Here is a 22173-nt window from a genome sequence, read left to right on the forward strand (position 1 = left end):
GCGGAGATCCCCTGTTAAAGGCACAGCAAGCATGCTTCTTTTTTAAGAAAAAATTTTTCATTAAAAGAACGTTCATTCTCTTATCTTTGTGCAATAAAAGAGCGAACATTCATTTATTATTTTATTTTAACATGCAACTCAATCACTTAAATCTCAGCGTGAAAGATGTAGCGGATACTCCGTAACCTCTTTGAAACCTACCTTAACTACAACAAGGAGGCAGCCTGCCGGAACAAGCGCCAACTACTATGAGAAAAAATTTTGGCTTTTATATCCAGTATGATACCTTCATGATAGAAATCACTACCCCTATAAAAGATTAAAAACGATAACAATGCAATCGGAAATAGCTGATAAGCTGCCTTTTGGCTGGTACCTTAAAGAGGCCGACACTTTAATCACCCAAAATATCAATAATACGTTTGAAACCTATGGCATTAACCGGTTTCATTGGCAAGTGCTGAAGAATATCGATACCCATGGAAAAATCTGTAAAGACCTATTTTACCACCAGGTGTCCAGATTCCTGACCAGAACGGAGCTCGATGAAATAATGGAGATGTTGGAATACCGCAAATGGATCAACGAAGATCAGGGTAACTATTCCTTTACCGACCTTGGCGCACAGGAATACAAACAGATCTCGGTTATTCAGGAAGAAAACAAGCAGAAAATATTAGCTGGCACAACACCGGAAGCCTACCTGGCTACCATTAACTTCCTGGAAACGGTTATTAAGAACCTGGGAGGGAAGGTCTGATAAAGTAATACTAAAAAAACGCCCGGTAACCAGAGGTTACCGGGCGTTTTTTTAGTATTACTTATTGTTTAAAACAACTCTCCTTGTGTACCAGTGGTATCATTCGGATCGGGATCTTCATCTTCCGATAATAATTCCGCACTAATCAGGTCTTCCCCTGCAATCCGCGTTCCTACAGTCTTCCAACCGGTTACTTCCACAAATTCAGAAAGATCTATTTCCTCCTCTTCCGGACTGCGTTTCTTTCCTGTTTTCAGCAATATAATAGGCTGCGTATGAGTAGTTACCATCTCCAGATAGTTTGCTGCCCCTTCTTTGATGAAAAGGAATTTATTATTCAGCGTTTGTGTTTCTATACGGAAACGCTTTACGTTAAATTGCTTCTTATCTGCATCAAAGTAAATCGCCGTCACAATTTTTTCCGGATTGAACTTCTCTATATATACCACATCGCTGGATTCATAGCGGTTGGTAAGATCATAGTTGGTCAACTCATAAGTACCATTCTTAAAAGCAACAAACACCTTGTCTTCTCCTTCAAAAGCGCCAATATACACTCCCCTTTCTTCTGTATTAAGCCTGCCGGTTTCCGGATCGTACCAGATCTTCTGACCTGCTAAAGTAGATACGCCTTTTTCTTTGAACTTTACGCCACGGATAGGGTATTTGGTTACCATATTCCCCATGGAATTGCGCCCTTTAATCGCGATGGTTTCAAAATAAAGATCAAATTCCTTATTACGTGCACTACAGTTCGGACTCAGTTTAATGGTCACCACTTCTGCTTCCCCGTTAGGGTTGGCAGAAAAATAATGGACTTTGGAATTCTTTTCTCCTTTATGTGCCAGATCATATTCCTTGTCGCGGGTAACTCCGGTAACATTGAAACGTTTGGCATAGCTAACGCCGGTTTTACCTTCTACATAAATCATATTGTAGGTAGTACGCTCATCGTTCTTACGGAAAATATCTACGTGAATAATATCCTTTCCTACAAAGGTTTTATCGGCCACCTTAGTCACCAACATTTTACCATCCCGGCGGAACACAATGATATTGTCGAGATCAGAACAATCTGCCACAAATTCATCTTTCTTCAGGGATGTACCTATAAATCCATCTGCCCGGTTAACGTATATTTTGGTATTGGCAATAGCCACCTGGGCTACCTGTATAGTATCGAAGGTTTTAATAACGGTTTTACGCTCGCGCCCTTTACCATATTTCTTCAGGAGACCATCATAATACGCCACTGTATAATCTACCAGGTTAGCGAGATTGTTCTTCACTTCTTTGATCTCTCCTTCAATACCTTTGATCTGCTCATTCAGCTCATTGATATCCAGGCGATAAATACGGCGAACAGGCTTTTCTGTCAGTTTTACAATGTCTTCGCGACTAATTTCACGCTTCAATTGTTTCTTGTACGGCGAAAATCCTTTATCAATTGCAGTCAGCACTGTTTCCCAGTCCTTATGCTTTTGCTCCAGCTCTTTATATATACCTTTTTCAAAGAAAATCTTTTCCAGGGAGGTATAATGCCATTTATCCTGCAGCTCGGCCAGCTTGATCTCCAGCTCTTGTTTTAGCAAGTCTTTGGTATATTCTGCAGAAGATTTCAACAGATCGGAGGCCGTAATAAAATGCGGCTTATCTTCTATGATCACACAGGCATTGGGAGAAATAGATATTTCACAATCGGTGAAAGCATATAAGGCATCAATGGTAATATCCGGGGAAATACCGGGCGCCAATTGTACTTCTATCTCTACTTCTGCGGCGGTATTATCTACTACTTTCTTGATCTTGATCTTACCGCTATCATTAGCCTTTACAATAGACTCCATCAGCTGCGTGGTGGTAATCCCATAAGGCACATCTTTAACCAGGAGCGTCTTTTTATCTTTCTCTTCAATATGTGCCCGCACACGTACTTTCCCCCCACGTTTACCATCGTTGTAGTTGGCAACATCAATCATGCCGCCAGTGGCAAAGTCTGGATATAATTCAAATTTTTTGCCCCGCAGATATTTCACAGAAGCTTCGATCAGCTCACAGAAATTATGTGGTAATATTTTAGTAGACAGCCCCACAGCAATACCTTCTGCTCCCTGTGCCAACAGCAACGGAAACTTCATCGGTAAGGCCAATGGCTCATTTTTACGGCCATCGTAGCTGAGCTGCCAGGTGGTGGTTTTAGCATTAAAAGCTACGTCCAGTGCAAACTTCGAGAGGCGTGCCTCAATATACCTGGCGGCAGCCGCATCATCGCCGGTTCTTACATCTCCCCAGTTACCCTGGGTATCGATCAACAGTTCTTTCTGTCCGAGGTTTACGATAGCATCACTGATAGAAGCATCTCCATGTGGGTGATACTGCATCGTTTGCCCGATGATGTTAGCCACTTTGTTAAAACGGCCATCATCCATTTCTTTCATGGCGTGCAGGATACGACGCTGTACGGGCTTCAATCCATCCTCTATGCTGGGTACCGCCCGCTCCAGGATCACATAAGAGGCGTAATCCAGGAACCAGCTCTCATACATGCCGCCTACATGGGTGACATTGTGCAGAGATTCGTCTGGTGTTTTATTTTCCATGTCCATGTATAATACACTTACGGTTTTACATTAATCATTTTTTCAAAATCCTCCCGCCAGATACGCACACTGTCTTGCTGCACATCTTCCAGGGTGTTTAGTTCAATAAAGCAACAGTCTGTGATGGCAATCAACTGGTGCCAAACATTGACTGGCACTTCCAAACGGGCTGGTGCATCGATTTCCGTTATCACGATCTCCTTTCCACCCAACGGGCACCAATGCAAGGCTACTTTACCTGTAAACAAATAGAGGACTTCCGGATGCTTGTTGTTGCGCTTACCTTCATGGTAATGCTCACCACTACTGCTGCCGGCATTCCGGTAACATAACAGGAAATTGCCGGTACGGGAGCAATCCCAAAAATAGCCGCTGCCACGGTCATCAGCTCCCATCTGCTCCAACGGGGTAACTTTTATCATAGGGTTGCAGGATTTTCCGTGTTTTCACCAGGTTGCTTCACTTCAAAATCACGGATCGTTTTCAGCTCTCCCCTGCTTTCCAGTTTCCCTTCCCTGATCAACTCTTTCAACCGCCAGCCCAGGAACTGGTCCATTACAGGATACTTAAGCTTACCTGTTACTTGCTGCACTATACGCCAGGCTTTTATAAATTCCTTTCCGCCTTGCGCTACCAATTCCTTATCATAAAACCCGGCGGGCTCGCCTTTCAGCTTCTTTCCTCCTTCCAGCAAGCGGATACCGGCATTTTCATTCATAAGCCGGTGCCATTCTTCTCCATCCAGTTCATATTCAGCCAGGGAAATAGCGCGTGCCAGTTTCTTTGCTTTCAGAAATTCTTTAGGTAAAATCTGATGCAAGTGAGTAGGATAAAATACGGCTCCTTTCTCATTCAGGAAAGGCAGGTTATTAAGATAAATAATATGAATGCGGCCGGCAAAATCATATAACTGGCTAACTAGCCAATAATATCCACAAACATCCCTCGCGTTCTGCCCTGCCCATATCCACACTTCCTGTTCAGGCACTTCCTTTAACAAGGTTTTCAGCGCCTTAAAACGATCTGCATCTCCTGGTATTTCCATTTCTGGTTCAGGCACAATAGCAGGCTCTAATGGCAATTCATTTTCTACAACAGGCTGGGGAACTGCTGCTCCCGACAACTGCAACCAGAACTGCTTGCGGCCTGCCTGTCCTTCTTTGGTATCAAGGATAAATAAAGGTCCTACTGACAGATCATCTGCAAAACAAAGGATATCGCCACTCATCTGCTCATCCATTGCTATTGCTGCTGTTAATACTGGTACAGACGCTTCACCAAAAACAATATGTGTTAAGCCCATTAAATTACCCGTTTACACAATTTCTTCCACTAAATCTTTTTCGTACCGCAGGTTATTAATAATAAATTCCTGACGGGTTTGGGTATTCTTGCCCATATAATATTCCAGCAACTTCTGGATATGTATATCCTTTGATAGGATGATCGGTTCCAGACGCATATCTTCCCCTATAAAACGGCCAAATTCATCCGGAGATATCTCACCCAACCCTTTAAAGCGGGTGATCTCAGGCTTATTACCCAGCTTCTTTACTGCCTTTCCTTTCTCTTCTTCATTATAGCAATAAATGGTTTGCTGTTTGTTCCGCACGCGGAACAGCGGTGTTTCCAGGATATATACGTGCCCGTTCTTCACCAGGTCGGGGAAGAACTGCAGGAAGAAAGTGAGCACCAACAAACGGATGTGCATACCGTCCACATCGGCATCGGTAGCTACTACAATGTTATTGTAGCGCAACCCTTCCAGTCCTTCTTCTATATTCAGGGCATGTTGCAGGAGATTAAACTCCTCATTCTCGTACACGATCTTTTTAGTAAGCCCGAAGCTGTTCAGCGGTTTACCCCGTAAGCTAAACACCGCCTGGGTTTCCACGTTGCGGGACTTGGTGATAGAACCGCTTGCAGAATCACCTTCCGTAATGAAGATAGTAGAATCGAGGCGACGTGCCTCCTGTTCTACTTTATCTTTTCCGGTCAATTCATCGTTTAAATGCAAGCGGCAATCGCGCAATTTACGGTTATGCAGGTTCGCTTTCTTGGCCCTCTCGTTGGCTAATTTTTTAATGCCCGCCAGCTCTTTACGTTCGCGCTCACTTTGTTCGATCCGCTTTTTCATGGCGTCCGCAATCGCCGGGTTACGGTGCAGGTAATCATCCAAATGTTTAGCTAAGAATTCGAGCACAAATGCTTTTACAGAGGGACCGTTTTCATATACCACCTGGGAACCCAGTTTGGTTTTGGTTTGCGACTCAAATACCGGCTCCTGCACCCTTATGGAAACAGCAGCGCAGATGGAAGCACGGATATCGGTGGCTTCATAATCTTTCTTATAAAACTCACGTACTGTTTTCACAAAGGCCTCACGGAAAGCTGCCAGGTGCGTTCCCCCCTGGGTGGTATGCTGACCGTTTACGAAAGAGTAATATTCTTCCCCATACTGGCTTTCATGAGTAATGGCCACTTCTATGTCTTCCCCTTTCAGGTGAATAATAGGATACCGGAGATCTTCCTCATTGGTTTTTCGTTGCAGGAGGTCGAGCAACCCATTCTTTGAAATATATTTCTTGCCATTAAAGCTGATCGTAAGACCAGCATTCAAAAAGCAATAATTCCATATCTGATTTTCCAGGAATTCCGGGATGAAACGGTAATTCTTAAATACGGTATCATCAGGAGTAAAGGTGACTACCGTACCATTAGGCTCGGCAGTAGCAGCTTCCTTATGCTCTTTCGCTAATAAACCCCGCTCAAATTCTGCCACTTTCATGCGGCCATCACGGACGGATTGTACCCGGAAGTAGCTAGACAAGGCGTTTACCGCCTTGGTACCTACCCCATTTAACCCTACTGATTTCTGGAATGCTTTACTATCATATTTGGCGCCGGTATTGATCTTGCTCACCACATCTACTACCTTCCCCAAAGGAATACCCCGCCCAAAATCGCGGACGGTTACATTGTGTTCGGTTACCTTGATATCTATCTGTTTGCCAAAACCCATGGTGTGTTCATCAATACCATTGTCGATCACCTCTTTCAGCAGAATGTAAATACCATCATCCATGCTGGCGCCGTCGCCCAACTTACCAATGTACATCCCCGGGCGTAGACGGATATGTTCACGCCAGTCAAGCGACCGTATAGAGTCTTCCGTATAGGCAGCAAATAGATCTTTGTTATCCGTTTTGTCCGTGTTTGCCATATATATTAAAATTTCCTAAATACTAATGTTCCAACCAGGCATCATCATTTTGCAAGGATACTAAATCTTTTAGCAAAATCAGATTACTGGCAAAAATAAAGGATTCGGGGAATCATCCCAAGTATAAGTTATACAATATGCCTATAATTTTGATAATCAGGTATTAAGGGTTTAATTAAAAGCACATGTCTTTGGAAAGTTAATAAAAACAAGGCTTATTCCAGGGTTTTTAAGCAGAAAATGAAAAAATTTAATGTAACGATTTACTTATATCAAAAAAATATCTATATTTACATACGTCAACTTTTAGAGAAAACCTAACCTATGTCCTTATGAAAATACTATTCCTCTTACTGCTTTCGGCAGTAATTTTAGCCGCGCTCATCGCTACTTACCTCCTTAAAAAAGAACAGGAAAGCCGTATCGGGAATAAACTCCTGCAACTGATCAGGAAGTTCGACTCCTGGCAGATGATGCGCTAATTATCCTATCCGCAACGGCTTTATTACGATCATCCAGCAAGTTACTTCAGCCTGGCCAAGTCGTTGGGGAGCGTATATGCTTATACTTAATTGTATCCTATTAACCGATTATATCCTTATGCTGTGAAAACTGGTTTGTTTTCCGGCTTACCTGCCTGCTGACGGCTATTGCAGATTATTAAAAGGCAACCAAGGGGCGGGGCACTATTAAATTACTGGTTACCCGATTTATGGATATCCGTAAATCAGGTAACCTTATTTTTACCGGTTATAATATTTATTGACAGCATCTGTTCGGCTGCGCACATGCAGCTTTTCATAGATATTATGTACGTGCCTTCTTACTGTTTCAATACTGATAAACAAATTGCTGGCGATCTCTTTATACAGGAATCCTTTAGACAACTGGTCAAGAATCTCTTTTTCGCGGGTAGTTAAAGCTTCCAGGGCGGGATTGGGCTTGGCCTGTTTCTGGAAAAAGGCGACTACCCTTCTGGCTATCTGTGAGCTCATCGGAGAACCACCATCATACAAATCACGGATTGCTTCCAACAACTCACCTGGAGGGGTTTTCTTGAGAATATACCCACTCGCACCCGCTTCCAATGCCATAAAGATTTTATCATCATCTTCATACACAGTTAGCATCATAAACTGCATATCAGGATGATCTCTCTTCAACTGCGCAATACATTCGATACCATTCATACCGCCCGGCAAATTAAAATCCATCAGCACAACATTGGGCATTAGCTGAGGGATTTGCTCCAACGCGGTTTCAGCATTATTGAAGGTCCCCACACAGGCATAACCATCAGAACCATTGACCAACATTTCCATTGCCGTCCTGATATCATGATTGTCTTCCACTATCGCAATAGTAATAGTATCCATGTTATCCTGGGACTTCTTCTTTGAGTATACCGTCATCTTTAAAAGCAATTATAACACTTAGATGTTACGAAAAACAAATGTATGTTAATTTAGTGGGATATCGAGAAAAACTATTGTTCCATTGTTAGAAGTAATATCTGCATTTCCGCCTACAGACATCATTCTTTTCTGGATATTTTTCAATCCATTACCAAATAACCTTACTTTCTCCTGGTCAAAGCCCTCTCCATTATCTTTGATCATAATGGTCATATTCTTATGCACCTTTACTTCCACAATCACTTCTGTAGCCTTTGCATGCTTTACTACGTTGTGCAACGATTCTTTTACCGCCAGATAAATGTTCCTGCGGGTACCACCGCTCAATTTGATATTAGGAATAGTTTCAGGTATATAAAACTGGTGACTGATATGCGCATGCTCCAGAAACTCTGCCGCAAAACTTCTCATATAGGCGATCAGGTTAGCCAGCGAGTCGTTGGATGAACTCATGGCCCAAATGATTTCACTCATTTTGTCTACCATCTCTCCCGCGGTTTCAGATATACGCTCTATTTCCCGCGTTTGGGAAGTATCTTGTATCTTCCGCTTTGCCACCTCACTCAATAACCTGATGGTAGATAACCCCGATCCCAGATCGTCGTGCATATCACTGGAAATACGCGCCCGCTCCTGATCTACTGCCTGTTCTTTTTCTAACTTTAATTTCTCATGCCGGATCTTATAATCGAGGTACAGGGTAGAAAAATAATAGGCGATACCCAATAATAATAACAACAATAAAAACCGGAACCACAACGACTGCCAGAAAGGTATCCGAACTACAATCTCCAGCGTGGTAGGCACAGTGCTCCAGATATCATCGTTATTAGAGCCTCTTACCTTAAAAATATAACTGCCCGGATGCAAATTGGTATAACGCGCCATCCTGAATGTACCCGCTTGTAGCCAGTCTTCATCTGCCCCCTCCAGCTTATATTGCACCTTATTCTTTAACGGATTGGTATATTCCAATGGCACAAATTCAATCGCAATAGTATTCTGGTTATAAGCCAGCTCCACTTTCTTCAGCAAAGAAACCGCCGTATCCGACTCATAAGGCCTGTCCAATACTTCCATCCGGCGGATAATCACCTTAGTATTAGATAAATTATCCCGGAAATTCTTTGGATAAAAACCATTCACCCCACGTATCCCACCAAAAAACAACTCCCCGTCGATCGATTTGTAAAAAGCACCTGTATTAAATTCGTTCGACTGTAACCCATCTTCATAATTAAAAGTAGTGATCTCTCCTGTTAACGGATTAATCTGCGATAACCCCTTATTATGGCTGACCCAAATTTTATCTTTATCATCCAATAATACTCCATACATGTAATCATTGATCAACGTGGGATTATCATAACTGTTATAATGCCGCTTAATATTGTTGGTTTCGTCCATTACGAATAACCCTTTATTGGTAGCTACCAACAACTCTTTATGTGCATTTTTATTAATAGACTTTACCATCGTGCCGGCAGGCAATGTTACATACTTCCAATGGGCATCCGCGGTGCCCTTTACATACAGCCCCGATTTAGTACCCACATACTGGTTACCCATGAAATCTTCAAAATAGCAGGTCAGCTGCTCCTCCGTAAAATAATGCACTACTGCCACACGATACCCCTTGTTCGTATCCGTAAATTGCAGGAGATAACTGCCATAGTTGAAATACAGCTCTCCATTGGTACGCTTGAAGAGAAAAGGAAATGGATCATGCTGGTACGGTAACCCTAAAGCCATTACCTTACTGGTGAGGTCCTGGAAACCCTTTGTTTGTACATTAAACAATCCTATATGCATACCTGCAAAATGCAACCACAAATGATCCACATTCTCCCGGCAAATAGCCCCCAAATCATTGCCCGGAAACTTCCCCGGATACAATTCGTTGGATATACGCTCCAGAAAACGGCCACCATCCTCATACACATTTAAACCGTCCCGCATAAGCCCTACATACAACTTACCATCGTCGTGTTTGTACACCGACTGTACCATATTATGGGTAATATAAGGAGAACGGTAAAGGTTAAATACTTTTTTATGGGGAGAATATTTCTTAACTCCGTCTCCATCGGTACCTACCCACATATTATCAGAGATATCCCGATACAGGTAAGAAACATTGTTGAAGGAGCGGGTTTCAAAGGTATTAAAGCTAACAATGTGCCTCAGTATTTCATTCCTGGCAATGCTATAGATCAGTATGCCGTCGCTGCCGCCAATCCATACGTTCCCATATTGATCCAGTTCCGTAACAGCCGGGATAAAAGGTTCATTCTTCTCATTCTTCATGTCGAAGATCAGGTCGCTGAACTTGTTGCGCTTTTTATTGAAGATCGTAATATGCCCGGCGCTAACAATGATTATAGAGTCTGCGTTGAGGTTCCGGAGCAACGGTTTGTCGCCTATACCAGGCAAACAATAAGTGGATAAATGCAGGTTTTTAATGTTCAACGACAATAGCTCTCCCTGTTCCCCATTCATCCAAATGGTATTGCCATCTTTTATTACCGTAGTCGGCAAAATATCTTTTTGTGTAAATTGAGACGGATAAAGGATGATACGACGAATAGCATACGTGGTGTTGTCCAACACATACAATCCTTTCACAGGACGCCATACCCACAGGGTATTAGTAGCCGCATCTTCCCCCAATATCCTGAATTTTGCGTCCCCATCTCTTTCCCTGGCATTTACATTGGAGGTGTCTTCCAACACGGTACGGAAATTATTACGGTATTTATCGTAAATACTGATGCCATTGTTATGTACCAGCAGTAATTGCTGGTGGCTGTCTTTATAAAACGAAAAACCTTTATATCCTTTGAGGTCGAACCGGTTAATCACAGCCAGGTTCCCCGAAGCCCCCCGGGGCACTAATTCCCCCCTGCCTTCTCCGGCTTTATACAGGGAGCTGGGTTTGTAGCGGTACTCATTAAAGGTATAACCATCGAAACGGTTAATGCCGTCCCTTGTGGCGATCCACATAAATCCTTGATCGTCGCGGGTAATGTCGAATACAGTACTTTGGGAAAGTCCTTCATTAACGCTATAGCTGTCGAAAATATATGGCTTGTCCTGTGCACACAACCTCCCGGAGAAGATCCCCCACAAGCAGCACAGGACGAGCAATTTTAGTCGAAGTGGTTGATGCACTATAATATTGTTATTGAAGTAAGCAGGTTAGGAATCTTGCAAATATATAAATCTGTGTCACACTTTGTAGCTATTTTGTAATTTTCTTCCTGTTAAGAGATTGAGAATAAATGATCTGCTTTTAAACGATGAAAAAAACTTACTCTGGTAAATTTATGCAAAATGCTTTACTGTGGCGCAATATAAGCCAAATCGGATTACTGTTATGCAGCAGCTTGCTGGCCGTTTTCACAACGGTTATGGCACAAAAAACAACTGGTCATTATCAGGTAAAGATCATTTCTCATACGCCGGTTAAAAGTATCCGGGGCCTTAGCGTGGTAACCGACCAAGTGCTTTGGGCTTCTGGTACGGGTGGACAGGTAGGCAGGAGTACCGATGGCGGCGTTCATTGGCAATGGCACCAGATAGCTGGTTGTGATAGTTGCGACTGGCGTTCCCTTTATGCTTTTAACGCCGATAAAGCCGTGGTATTAAACGCTGGTTCCCCTGCCCAAATCTTCCTGACCACCGATGGCGGCGCCTCCTGGCGGTCTGTTTTTAGCGATCTACGCCCAGGCATTTTCTTCGACGCCCTGCAATTTTTTGATGACAAAGAAGGTATCGCGATCGGAGATCCGCTACAGCAGCGTTTTCCTATTATACGTACCTATGATGGGGGCCTTACCTGGCAGGAAGATCCTATCACCTCCCAGCCTGCTGCCCAACCGGGAGAAGCCCTCTTCGCAGCCAGCAATAGTAGCCTGGTGACGCTGCCTGGCAAAAAAGTATATTTCGCTACCGGTGGAAAAGTGGCACGCCTTTTTATGTCAATATCTAACTGGCAGTCCTATACGATTCCTGTAGTCCAGGGCTATCCCAGCGTCGGCGTGTTCTCTATTGCCTTCCGGAATGAACAGCAAGGGATTGCCGTTGGTGGCGATTATAAAAACGACACGGCCAGGCAGGGCAACTGCGTGCTAACCGATAACGGCGGCCAAACCTGGTATGCCCCTGTTATACCCCCCTACGGATACCGTTCAGGGGTTACCTGGCTCAGCTCCTCCTCCCTGGTGGCCACAGGTACTACCGGCACCGACGTGTCAACAGACGGCGGTAAAACGTGGTCAAACATTGGCCCAGGGTTTAACGTTACCGTAAAGGCGAGGAAAGGAACAAAAGTGTACCTGGCAGGTAGTGATATTGGCATTGTGGAAACTAACAGCCACTAGTGGCTATTAGCTGGTGCTAATAGCTAAAAAGGTGCCCCTAGAAAGGCGCACCCATTAAAATAGGTTAAAGCAAAAAGTAAATTTATTGATATGAAGTTAATAAGTAATTTATTCACTTTGCAGTATTTTTTGCAAAGCAATAAATTTATAAGGTAAACGCAGAAATATCAACATCTAACGCGAATTTACTATTGCTACTATGATTTTTTATGTAATTTAAGACCATGGTAGAGCATTACCAGAGATCCAGAAAAAGAGATTATGCAAGTTGAAACCTCGTCCAGTAAATACGGCGCAAAACATTATCCCGATAGTATCAGGGAATGGAAAAAAGAAGGTAACTATTTTAATTTTTATACCTCAGAGACAATTCTAGAAGTAAGGGTAATTGCAGATAAGATTGTCCGCTTCAGATATGCCGCAGACGGCACTTTCCAGCGAGACTTCTCCTATGCTACCAGCGATACATTAGAAGAATCTCCAATCACTTTTGGTATCAAAGAATGGGAAGAAACCTTTGAAATATTCACCGATGCACTCCGAATATTTATAGCCCGCGATAACCTCCGCATCACTATCTCCGACAAGGAAGGCAAAGTGATCAACCAGGACGAGATGGGCTATCACTGGCAACACTATCTACTTAAAGGGGGTAAGATCCAGTATTGCAGCAAACTGGTGCAAGAAGGGGAATGCTTTTACGGACTGGGCGACAAGCCTACAGAGCTTAACCTGCGGGGCAAACGCCTCGAAAACTATGGCACAGATGCTTATGGCTACCAAAAAGATACAGATCCCCTTTACCGCAATATCCCCTTTTATTACGGGCTGCACCATGGCATTGGCTATGGAATTTTCTTTGATAATACTTTCCGGACCATTTTTGATTTTGGAAAGGAAAGGGAAGATGCCTGCAGTTTCTGGGCCCGCGGCGGGGAAATGAATTACTATTTCATCTATGGCCCAGACTTAATGGAAGTAGCGGCATCTTACACCAGGATCACCGGTACACCAGAACTACCGCCATTATGGGCGCTGGGCTATCACCAATGCCGCTGGAGTTACTACCCCGATACCCGCGTAAAGGAAATTGCCCGAGAATTCCGCAAACGCCAGATCCCCTGCGATGTGATCTACCTCGATATCGACTATATGGATGGCTTCCGCTGCTTTACCTGGAACAAAGAATGGTTCCCTGATCCGGCAGGACTTATCAAAGAGCTTGCTGCAGAAGGATTTAAAGTGGTGGTGATCATTGACCCAGGCATCAAGGTAGACCCAGAATATGCCGTTTATCAGGAAGGTATGAAAAATAACTACTTCTGTAAACGCGCCGATGGTGCGCTAATGGAAGGCGATGTATGGCCCGGCAAATGTGTGTTCCCGGATTATACCAATCCGGAAGTACGGGACTGGTGGAGCAGCCTGTTCAAAAGTTTGGCAGAAACCGGCGTACGCGGCGTATGGAACGACATGAACGAGCCCGCCGTTTTTGAAATGGGCAGCTTCCCTGAAGATGTTCGCCACGATTACGATGGAGAAGAAGTGAGCCACCGCAAAGCCCATAATATATATGGACACCTAATGAGTAAAGCCACAGCGGCGGGCATGAAAAAATACCTCATGCCCCACCGTTCCTTTGTGATTACACGCTCCTGCTATTCCGGCGCCCAGCGCTGGTCTTCCGTTTGGACAGGCGATAATGTATCCAGCTGGGAACATCTCTGGCTGGCCAGCATGCAATGCCAACGCCTCTCTATTTCCGGTATTTCATTTACCGGCAGTGATATTGGCGGCTTCATCGGAGAACCAGATGGCGAATTATACACCCGATGGATACAATTGGCCGTGTTTCATCCGCTGATGCGTACCCACTCTGCCAGCAATGAAACCGGCTTTAACCAGGAACCCTGGAGCTTCGGAGCTGAATATGAAAAAGTAGTCACTAAGTTTATTAACCTTAGGTACCAACTGCTTCCTTACGCTTACACTACTTTCTGGCAATATGCAAATGCCGGCACGCCTATGTTACGCCCGCTGGCTTTTGTAGACCAACAAGACACCGCCACACACAACCTCACCCATGAGTTTATGTTTGGAGACTCCTTACTCATCAGCCACGTTAGCGAAAAAGGCATGAAGGAGAAACAAGTATATCTGCCAGCTGGCACCTGGTATTATTACTGGAACGACCGTAGATATACCGGCGCCCAAACCATCACAGTAGATACACCGCTGGAAGAAATCCCCCTGTTTGTGAAAGCTGGCGCCGTGCTGCCACAATATCCTGTGATGCAGTATACACAAGAAACACCGGTTACGGAAATGCTGTTACAGGTATATTATGAAGAAGCAGAAGTGAAAAGCGTGCTCTATGAAGATGCAGGTGATCATTATGGTTATAAAAATGGACAATACAATATCATTCATTTTAAACAACGCTCTACGCAGCAACGGTTTTACTTGAAAAAACAATTCTTCATCAACTACGATACCTCTTATAAGCAATATCGTATTACGATACATGCATTGCCTTTCCAACCTGTTTCTCTGATAGTAGATGGCCAAACCACGAAAGTATTACCAGAAAATAAATTGACAGCGCATACTTTTTCGTTCCTGGTACCTCGCAATTTTGAAGAAATAATATTGATCTGAGACTAAAGTGAAGAAGAAAAAGAAAAGGCACCTCAGATAGATATCTCGCGCCGGTTTCATAACCTATGCCAACTTTAGAGATATCAAAATTAGATGCTTCGTTTGACTATACAAAATGTCTAAAGCCTTGAAAAGCAGAATGAACAAAATGAATGAGTCCTTAACATATTACTGGTAGGAATAGGTGGATATAATGGCTCATAAAACACCCGCAACAATTGGTATTAAAAGGGAAATCAGCTTAGCGGAACAGGCGTATCAATAGATATACAAACGTAATAAAAACAGCAACGTTTATGTTCAACCTCATAAACGTTGCTATTTTTTATTTCACCCCTCTTTCGAAAGGTATTATAGAGCGATTATTTGCGCTTAGTAGAAAATGGACAAATAAAATATGGATATCAACGCACAAAAGATCAGAAATATAAATATTGCCCGAAAAAGTATTTCCATTTTATCAGTAGTCGTGGAATAATCGAGACCCTCCAACTCATGTGGATTTTCCCCGTGATTAATACTAAGGCTTTTCATACAAACAAGTTAAAAGGATTAAACAATAAATAGTTATTGGTTTTAAACAGGGGTTTATTAATCACAACTTCCTTAATGAAATTACGGAAAAAAAAGCTAAAACGGACAAATTTTTCTGTTCATTTTTACCTTTTCCCTGTTCATTTTCTAGCCCTTCTTCTTTTGCTTGCCACTACCCGCGTGTGGCAATTGAAATGACGCTTTGGCGGCAGGAGATGGAGCGGTTGTAGTGGTATCCGTATCCCCCAACTCTTCAGCAGTAACGGTTTCTCCCCGCTTGTAATACGTTTTCAACATCTTTCCGGTTTCTTCATCATATAATTTCCAAACACCATTACGCACCGAATTGCCCTTGCGGATAATCACCGTAGGCGTTTCTACGTTGGTTACTGGATCAATGATCATAATAGTATCCCGCTGCCCATCTATTTCGGTAGCCATATAAGCACCCTCCTCGCTGAGCTTTCCATCCGGAAAGTAGTACTTGCAATACCCCTCCAGCACATTGTTCTTGAAGGTTTCTTCTGCCAATAGGTTGCCAATGGCAGACGTTTTCTTCCAATGCCCCTCTTTACGGTCGTTCCGGTAATCCCCTTCCCAGGAATATCCCGGCTCTCCCCGCAGTTCTCCCACTTCTTCTATCCAATGTCCCTGTTTACGGCCCTGCGCATCACGTTGGTTGATTTTACTCTGTGCCATGCTACTACCAGCTATCACAGACAACAACAAAACATATAAAAATAGTTTCTGCATCATTTCTTTACTTTCACACAAGTTAAATATTTTACTCATATAATTTTCTGAAAGTACATCCCTATTATTATGTAATTTGATATTTTTCCGCTTTAATATCTCTACTTATGGAGGGTGTTTTTATAACTAAATGATTTACACGAATTTGGTTCAAAAAGCACGAGCCCGGCTATATAAACATTTTCTTATTGCTTTGATGGTGGCCCGACTATAGATAGCAAAAAAACACAAAGGTTTAAAATAGGATATAATTAAGATGATTATAGGTAATGATTTCTTTTGATAGGATGAGGATATGGCAGGCAACACCATTTATCAATGATGTTGCCACTGCAAAATAGTAGCACCCAAAGGAGGCAAGCGCAGGGAAAGTGTATAGTCCCTTCCGTTATATATTTGCTTATGGGTTTTTAGTATACCCGTATTTACCACTCCACTGCCATAATACTCGGGTGCATCACTATTCAATATTTCTTTCCACTCTCCTCCTGCGGGCAACCCTATCAGATAGTTTTCTCTCACTACAGGCGTCATATTTAATACTACCAGTAAAACATCCCCGGCAGCTTTGCCCTTTCTTAAATAAGCCAATACGCAATTATCGTAATCATTTACAGTGATCCATTCAAATCCCGCGCTGTCGAACTGCTGCTCATATAAAGCAGTAGAAGTAGTATACAGCTGATTCACCGCAGTTACAAATGCTTTCAATCCCTGGTGGGGTTTATACTGCATCAGGTGCCAATCCAATTGCCCCCGGAAATTCCATTCCGAAGTTTGCCCAAACTCATCACCCATAAACAATAACTTGGTACCGGGATGGGTATACATATAACTATACAACAGCCGCAGATTAGCAAATTTTTGCCAGTCGTCTCCCGGCATTTTATACAACATCGGAGACTTACCATGCACTACTTCATCATGACTCAGTGGCAACATATAATTCTCACCAAAAGCGTATACCAGGCTAAAAGTAAAATCGTTCTGATACCATTTACGGTGAATAGGCTCCTTCTCAAAATAATCAAGCGTATCATTCATCCATCCCATCATCCATTTCATCCCAAACCCCAACCCTCCTATAAAAGTGGGTCTCGACACACCATAATGCGCTGTAGAATCTTCTGCAATAGTCTGTACATCTGGAAATAAGGCATAGATGGTTTCATTCAGCTTTTTCAGAAAACTGATCGCTTCCAGGTTTTCATGCCCTCCCACTTCATTAGGCACCCAGGCGCCTCTTGCCCGGGAGTAGTCGAGATGAATCATAGAAGCAATGGCATCTACCCGCAAACCATCCGCATGAAATTTATCAAGCCAGAAAATGGCGTTACTCAGCAGGAAAGACCGGACTTCATTCCGGGCGTAATTAAATATATAACTGTTCCAATCCGGATGATAACCCTTACGCATATCCGCATATTCATATGCATGGGAGCCATCAAAACGATACAGGCCATGCGCATCGTAAGGAAAATGTGAAGGCACCCAATCCAGTATAACGCCAATATCTGCCAGGTGAAACGCCTCTATCATTTCCATAAAATCCTGCGGTGTACCATACCTGGAGGTAGGGGCAAAATAACCCGTTATCTGGTATCCCCAGGAGCCATCAAAAGGATGTTCCATCACCGGCATCAACTCTACATGGGTAAATCCCATTTCCTTTACATAAGGCACCAGCATGTCAGCTATTTCCTGGTAAGAATACACGCTTTCCGGATCGGATGGGTCTGGGCGCCGCCAGGACCCCAGGTGCACTTCATATACGGCAAAAGGTTTATCAAGTGTATTATGATGGCGGCGTTGCTTCATCCAACGGCTGTCATCCCACTCATAATCCAGGGTATGCACTATAGAAGCAGTTTTCGGACGTACTTCCCAGTAACTGGCATATGGATCTCCTTTCACTAATTCTTCTCCACTATTGGAGCGTATAAAATATTTGTACAGGGAACCTGCTTTCACCCCCGGTACAAAACCTTCCCAAATGCCGGAACTATCCCAGCGGGGAAACAAGGTATGGGAATAATGGTCCCATTCATTAAAATCGCCCATTACTGCCACAAAAGCAGCATCGGGCGCCCAAACGGCAAAATAGGTACCGCTGGCACCCTCCAGCTCTAAAGGGTGTGCACCAAACTTTTCGTGTAGCCGGTAGTGTGAGCCGGCCTGGAACAGGGTAATGTCGCTGGAAGAAAAGAGGGAAAATGGTTCTACATACTGCAATGTGCGATAGTTTTCTCCGGTCATAGTAACGTGTAAATTGGGTATAGTCTTTAGTAAGTAGTTGTTAGTTACTCATCTAACCAAGATAGTTTAATTTTTTGGAAAAAGAAGAAAGGCCCGGACAAAATATGTCCGGGCCTTTCTTTTAAATAAACTATATGCTTTATGCGCTTAGTACTTTTTCTTATACGGAGGTTTAGTGCCGCTGCCGAAAGCTTCACGACGTTCGCCGCCGTTACGGTTACCACCACCCGGACGGCCACCTTCACCATTCCAGCTTCTTTTACGTAAACCGCCGCCGCCTTCACCACGTGGACCACCACCTGAACGTGGACGTCTGTCGCTATCCTGCGACATTTCAATCCTTACGCTACGGCCATTGTATTCCACTTTCTTGAAAGCTTCTGTTACTTTAGGTACTTCGTCGTTTTCCACTTCAAAGAAAGAGTATACGCCTTTCAGATCAATACGGCCGATTTTATTACCACGGATACCGGTGTTATCGCACAGGTAACGGAGCATATCACCGCGGTTGAAATCGTCCACAGAGCCCAGGTTGATAAACAAACGGGTAAATTTGCCATCACTTCTGCGCGGGCCTTTATCTTCACCGAAAGCACGTTTCTCATCTTTCGCATTCAGATCTACCGCATCCTGATAGTATTCCAGGAACTGGTTAAATTCCAGGGAAGCAAAACGTTTGATCAAATCTTCCTTACTCATGGCCGCAAACTCTTCGTTGATGCGTTCCATATATGGATCTATTTGCTCGTCGTTTACAACTACGTTATGGATTTTGTGTACCAGACCAAACAATTGCTTTTCACAAACAGCAAAACCATCCGGTACTTCTGCCTTCACAAATTTCTTCTGGATAACGCGCTCGATCTGGCGGATCTTTCCAACATCCCTGCTGCTGATGATAGCAATAGAAATACCGGATTTACCAGCCCTACCCGTACGACCACTTCTGTGGGTGTAGTTCTCTACGTCATCTGGTAAGTCGTAGTTGATAACGTGAGTTACATTGTCTACGTCAATACCACGGGCAGCCACATCGGTAGCTACCAGTACCTGCAGCGCTCTTTCGCGGAAACGTTTCATTACCTTATCACGTTGCTGCTGGGTAAGGTCGCCATGCAGGGCATCGGCGTTATAGCCGTCCTTAATCAGGGATTCTGCAATTTCCTGAGACTCTATTTTAGTACGGGTAAAGATGATACCGAAGATTTCAGGGTTGAAATCAACGATACGTTTCAACGCCGCATATTTATCGCGTGGGCGTACCACGTAATATTCATGTTCAATATTAACGTTACCGCTGTTTTTGCTGCCTACGGTCAGTTCAAATGGATCTTCCATGTATTTTTTGGCGATCCGGCGAACTTCCTGTGGCATAGTAGCGGAAAACAACCAGGTAGTTTTACCTTCCGGGGTGTTAGACAAAATATTGTTGATGTCTTCCTGGAAGCCCATGTTCAACATTTCATCAGCCTCATCCAGTACAACATAACGTACGTTTTCAAAATTGATAGCGCCTCTGTCGATGATATCGAGCAAGCGACCAGGGGTAGCTACCACGATATGTACTCCTCTTTTCAGTTCACGGAGCTGTTGCACAATGCTGGAGCCGCCGTATACAGCAACGATGCTTACATCGCCGAGGTATTTACTGAAGTTTTTGAGATCGTTAGTGATCTGTAAACACAGCTCACGGGTAGGACATAAAATCAGTCCCTGTGGTTTATTTAATTTAAGATCCAGTTGCTGCAGTAATGGCAGGCCAAAGGCAGCAGTCTTACCGGTGCCCGTCTGGGCCAGACCAACGAAATCGCGGTCACCTCCTAACAATACTGGTATTGCCTGTTCCTGGATAGGTGTGGGGGAAACGAAACCCAGGTCCGTAATTCCCTTTAAGATAGGCTCTTGTAAGCCCAGAGATTCAAATGTAGTCATTGATTTTCATTAATCAGCTCCGTCGGGAGCAGTGTGGGCTATAGCCTTTAGGTGTTAGCTATTAGCTATTAGCTGTTTGGAATAAATTAAACCGGCGCCAGTTCTTTACAGCTGGCCACTGGTATTTGCATAAATTGGAACCAGCGGTGATGTGCTGCCGGTTGTTAAATAAGCTGCAGGATATGGCACTTTAGTATCGACCGGCGGCTAAAAAGCCAGGGCCGAAAGCTAATGGGCTATACCAGTTCCCCTTCCAGGTCGTAGTCAAATGCTTTGGTGATGCGTACCTGCACAAAGTCGCCTGGTTTCAGACGCTTGTTGGTATCAATGATCACTTCATTGTCTACTTCCACCGAATCAAATTCGGTACGGGCCAGATATCTTCCTGCTTCTTTTTTGTCTACGACCACCTTAAAGACCTGCCCTACTTTCTCCTGATTTTTTTCCAGGGAGATTTCCTGTTGTACTTCCATGATTTCCTGCGCTCTTCTCTCTTTTTCTTCAGCAGGTATATTATCTTCCAGTTCATAGGCGCTGGTGCCTTCTTCATGACTGTAGGTAAATACGCCCACGCGATCAAATCGCATTCTTTCAAGGAAACCTTTCAGTTCTTCCACGTCGTCGGCTGTTTCACCGGGAAAACCGGCAATCAGGGTAGTACGCAAACAGATACCTGGTACCTTCGCCCGGATGGCGTGTACCAGCTCTTCTATCTCTTCACGGGTGATCTGACGTTTCATTGCCTTCAGCATGGCATTGGAAGCATGCTGCAGCGGCATATCAATATAATTGCAGATGTTGGGGAATTCGTTCATTACATCCAGAATTTCCATAGGAAACTTGGTCGGATAGGCGTAATGGAGACGAATCCATTCCAGTCCTTCCACACTCGCCAGGGCACGCATCAGATCGGCCAGGCGGCGTTGTTTGTAAAGGTCCAAACCATAATAGGTAAGTTCCTGTGCAATGAGCATAATTTCTTTAACACCCGATTTTACAAGCTTTTCTGCTTCTTTCACCAGTTCTTCGATAGGCCTCGAAACGTGGCCACCCCTCATCAGGGGAATAGCACAAAAAGAACAGGTGCGGTTGCAACCTTCTGCGATCTTCAGGTAAGCATAATGGGAGGGGGTACTGAGTAATCTTTCACCAACCAACTCCGCTTTATAATCGGCATCAAATTTTTTCAGGATAAGGGGAAGCTCCATGGTACCAAACCAGGCATCCACTCCCTCAATTTCTGATTCCAGATCGCCACGGTAACGCTCGCTCAAACATCCGGTAACGTATACTTTGTCCAGTTTGCCACGCTGTTTCAGTTCTACCTGCTCCAGAATGGTATTGATCGATTCTTCTTTGGCCTTGTCAATAAAACCGCAAGTGTTTACTACCACAATATTATGGTCCCGTTTGGCACTTTCATGTACCACATCAATGTCGTTAGCCATCAGCTGACCGCTCAACACTTCTGAATCCACCATATTCTTGGAGCAACCAAGCGTAATAATATTAACCTTGTCTTTCTTTAAAGTTTTTGTCTTCAAGCGCGAATGTTTTAAACAAGCGGTCAAGCATTCATTGAGCCGCTACCGCCACGAAGACACACAGACACTAATTGAATTTAACAGCAGACTTACTGTACGTGACCTGAGTCTTAGTG

At 43.8% G+C, this 22173-nt stretch carries 14 protein-coding genes; 4 read left to right on the forward strand and 10 right to left on the reverse strand.

The features are described 5' to 3' along the window. Positions 1-334: 334 nt before the first annotated feature. Positions 335-760: a hypothetical protein gene (locus tag ACDQ55_RS13475; RefSeq protein WP_420981922.1), complete on the forward strand. Its 426-nt coding sequence runs from the start codon at positions 335-337 to the stop codon at positions 758-760. A gap of 68 nt (positions 761-828) precedes the next feature. Here the strand turns inward: ACDQ55_RS13475 and ACDQ55_RS13480 are convergent, their stop codons facing one another. From ACDQ55_RS13480 to ACDQ55_RS13495, 4 genes are read right to left on the reverse strand one after another with little or no spacing between them, the layout of a single operon-like run. Beyond that, positions 829-3360, reverse strand: coding sequence for a DNA gyrase/topoisomerase IV subunit A (locus tag ACDQ55_RS13480; protein ID WP_420981923.1), 2532 nt, complete (start codon positions 3358-3360; stop codon positions 829-831). A 17-nt stretch (positions 3361-3377) separates the two neighbouring features. Beyond that, complete coding sequence (locus ACDQ55_RS13485; RefSeq protein ID WP_420981924.1) at positions 3378-3782, reverse strand: hypothetical protein; 405 nt, start codon at positions 3780-3782, stop codon at positions 3378-3380. Continuing rightward, on the reverse strand, positions 3779-4663 hold the full coding sequence (locus tag ACDQ55_RS13490; RefSeq protein ID WP_420981925.1) for a DUF1835 domain-containing protein: 885 nt from the start codon (positions 4661-4663) through the stop codon (positions 3779-3781). The genes ACDQ55_RS13485 and ACDQ55_RS13490 overlap by 4 nt, the downstream gene beginning before the upstream one ends. Before the next feature lie 12 nt (positions 4664-4675). Then, the gene (locus ACDQ55_RS13495; RefSeq protein ID WP_420981926.1) at positions 4676-6583 is read right to left on the reverse strand and encodes a DNA topoisomerase IV subunit B; all 1908 of its coding nucleotides are present in this window, start codon (positions 6581-6583) and stop codon (positions 4676-4678) included. Positions 6584-6915: 332 nt separating this feature from the next. Here ACDQ55_RS13495 and ACDQ55_RS13500 point away from each other — a divergent pair, with 332 nt between their 5' ends. After that, positions 6916-7065, forward strand: coding sequence for a hypothetical protein (locus ACDQ55_RS13500; protein ID WP_420981927.1), 150 nt, complete (start codon positions 6916-6918; stop codon positions 7063-7065). 261 nt (positions 7066-7326) lie between these two features. Here ACDQ55_RS13500 and ACDQ55_RS13505 read toward each other — a convergent pair whose 3' ends face one another. Further along, entirely contained in the window at positions 7327-7995 is a 669-nt protein-coding gene (locus ACDQ55_RS13505) for a response regulator transcription factor (RefSeq protein WP_420981928.1), read from the reverse strand. Positions 7996-8043: 48 nt separating this feature from the next. After that, entirely contained in the window at positions 8044-11103 is a 3060-nt protein-coding gene (locus ACDQ55_RS13510) for a triple tyrosine motif-containing protein (RefSeq protein ID WP_420981929.1), read from the reverse strand. Positions 11104-11408: 305 nt separating this feature from the next. Between ACDQ55_RS13510 and ACDQ55_RS13515 the strand changes: the two genes are divergently transcribed. Further along, positions 11409-12380: an oxidoreductase gene (locus tag ACDQ55_RS13515; RefSeq protein ID WP_420981930.1), complete on the forward strand. Its 972-nt coding sequence runs from the start codon at positions 11409-11411 to the stop codon at positions 12378-12380. 261 nt (positions 12381-12641) lie between these two features. Beyond that, complete coding sequence (locus ACDQ55_RS13520) at positions 12642-15038, forward strand: glycoside hydrolase family 31 protein (RefSeq protein ID WP_420981931.1); 2397 nt, start codon at positions 12642-12644, stop codon at positions 15036-15038. A 681-nt stretch (positions 15039-15719) separates the two neighbouring features. Here ACDQ55_RS13520 and ACDQ55_RS13525 read toward each other — a convergent pair. The 4 genes from ACDQ55_RS13525 to rimO all read right to left on the reverse strand — a co-directional run bounded on the left by ACDQ55_RS13525 (position 15720) and on the right by rimO (position 22057). Continuing rightward, positions 15720-16364: a toxin-antitoxin system YwqK family antitoxin gene (locus ACDQ55_RS13525; RefSeq protein ID WP_420981932.1), complete on the reverse strand. Its 645-nt coding sequence runs from the start codon at positions 16362-16364 to the stop codon at positions 15720-15722. A 276-nt stretch (positions 16365-16640) separates the two neighbouring features. Beyond that, positions 16641-18581 carry a 1,4-alpha-glucan branching protein GlgB gene (gene glgB / locus ACDQ55_RS13530; RefSeq protein ID WP_420981933.1) on the reverse strand — a complete coding sequence of 647 codons (1941 nt, stop codon included), beginning with the start codon at positions 18579-18581 and terminating at the stop codon, positions 16641-16643. Positions 18582-18728: 147 nt separating this feature from the next. Then, entirely contained in the window at positions 18729-20513 is a 1785-nt protein-coding gene (locus ACDQ55_RS13535) for a DEAD/DEAH box helicase (RefSeq protein ID WP_420981934.1), read from the reverse strand. Between the two features lie 236 nt (positions 20514-20749). Next, positions 20750-22057: a 30S ribosomal protein S12 methylthiotransferase RimO gene (rimO, locus tag ACDQ55_RS13540; protein ID WP_420981935.1), complete on the reverse strand. Its 1308-nt coding sequence runs from the start codon at positions 22055-22057 to the stop codon at positions 20750-20752. Positions 22058-22173 lie beyond the last annotated feature (116 nt).

It is taken from the genome of Chitinophaga sp. 30R24 (assembly GCF_049056765.1).
In the GTDB taxonomy this organism is placed as follows: domain Bacteria; phylum Bacteroidota; class Bacteroidia; order Chitinophagales; family Chitinophagaceae; genus Chitinophaga.

Excerpts from the sequence above, each read along its gene's own strand:
- ACDQ55_RS13500 (WP_420981927.1), top strand. The coding sequence starts at position 6,916 with ATGAAAATACTATTCCTCTTACTGCTTTCGGCAGTAATTTTAGCCGCG.
- ACDQ55_RS13475 (WP_420981922.1), top strand. The coding sequence starts at position 335 with ATGCAATCGGAAATAGCTGATAAGCTGCCTTTTGGCTGGTACCTTAAA.
- ACDQ55_RS13495 (WP_420981926.1), bottom strand. The coding sequence starts at position 6,583 with ATGGCAAACACGGACAAAACGGATAACAAAGATCTATTTGCTGCCTAT.
- ACDQ55_RS13515 (WP_420981930.1), top strand. The coding sequence starts at position 11,409 with ATGGCACAAAAAACAACTGGTCATTATCAGGTAAAGATCATTTCTCAT.
- ACDQ55_RS13480 (WP_420981923.1), bottom strand. The coding sequence starts at position 3,360 with ATGGAAAATAAAACACCAGACGAATCTCTGCACAATGTCACCCATGTA.
- ACDQ55_RS13535 (WP_420981934.1), bottom strand. The coding sequence starts at position 20,513 with ATGACTACATTTGAATCTCTGGGCTTACAAGAGCCTATCTTAAAGGGA.
- glgB (WP_420981933.1), bottom strand. The coding sequence starts at position 18,581 with ATGACCGGAGAAAACTATCGCACATTGCAGTATGTAGAACCATTTTCC.
- ACDQ55_RS13520 (WP_420981931.1), top strand. The coding sequence starts at position 12,642 with ATGCAAGTTGAAACCTCGTCCAGTAAATACGGCGCAAAACATTATCCC.
- ACDQ55_RS13490 (WP_420981925.1), bottom strand. The coding sequence starts at position 4,663 with ATGGGCTTAACACATATTGTTTTTGGTGAAGCGTCTGTACCAGTATTA.
- ACDQ55_RS13485 (WP_420981924.1), bottom strand. The coding sequence starts at position 3,782 with ATGATAAAAGTTACCCCGTTGGAGCAGATGGGAGCTGATGACCGTGGC.
- ACDQ55_RS13525 (WP_420981932.1), bottom strand. The coding sequence starts at position 16,364 with ATGAGTAAAATATTTAACTTGTGTGAAAGTAAAGAAATGATGCAGAAA.
- ACDQ55_RS13505 (WP_420981928.1), bottom strand. The coding sequence starts at position 7,995 with ATGACGGTATACTCAAAGAAGAAGTCCCAGGATAACATGGATACTATT.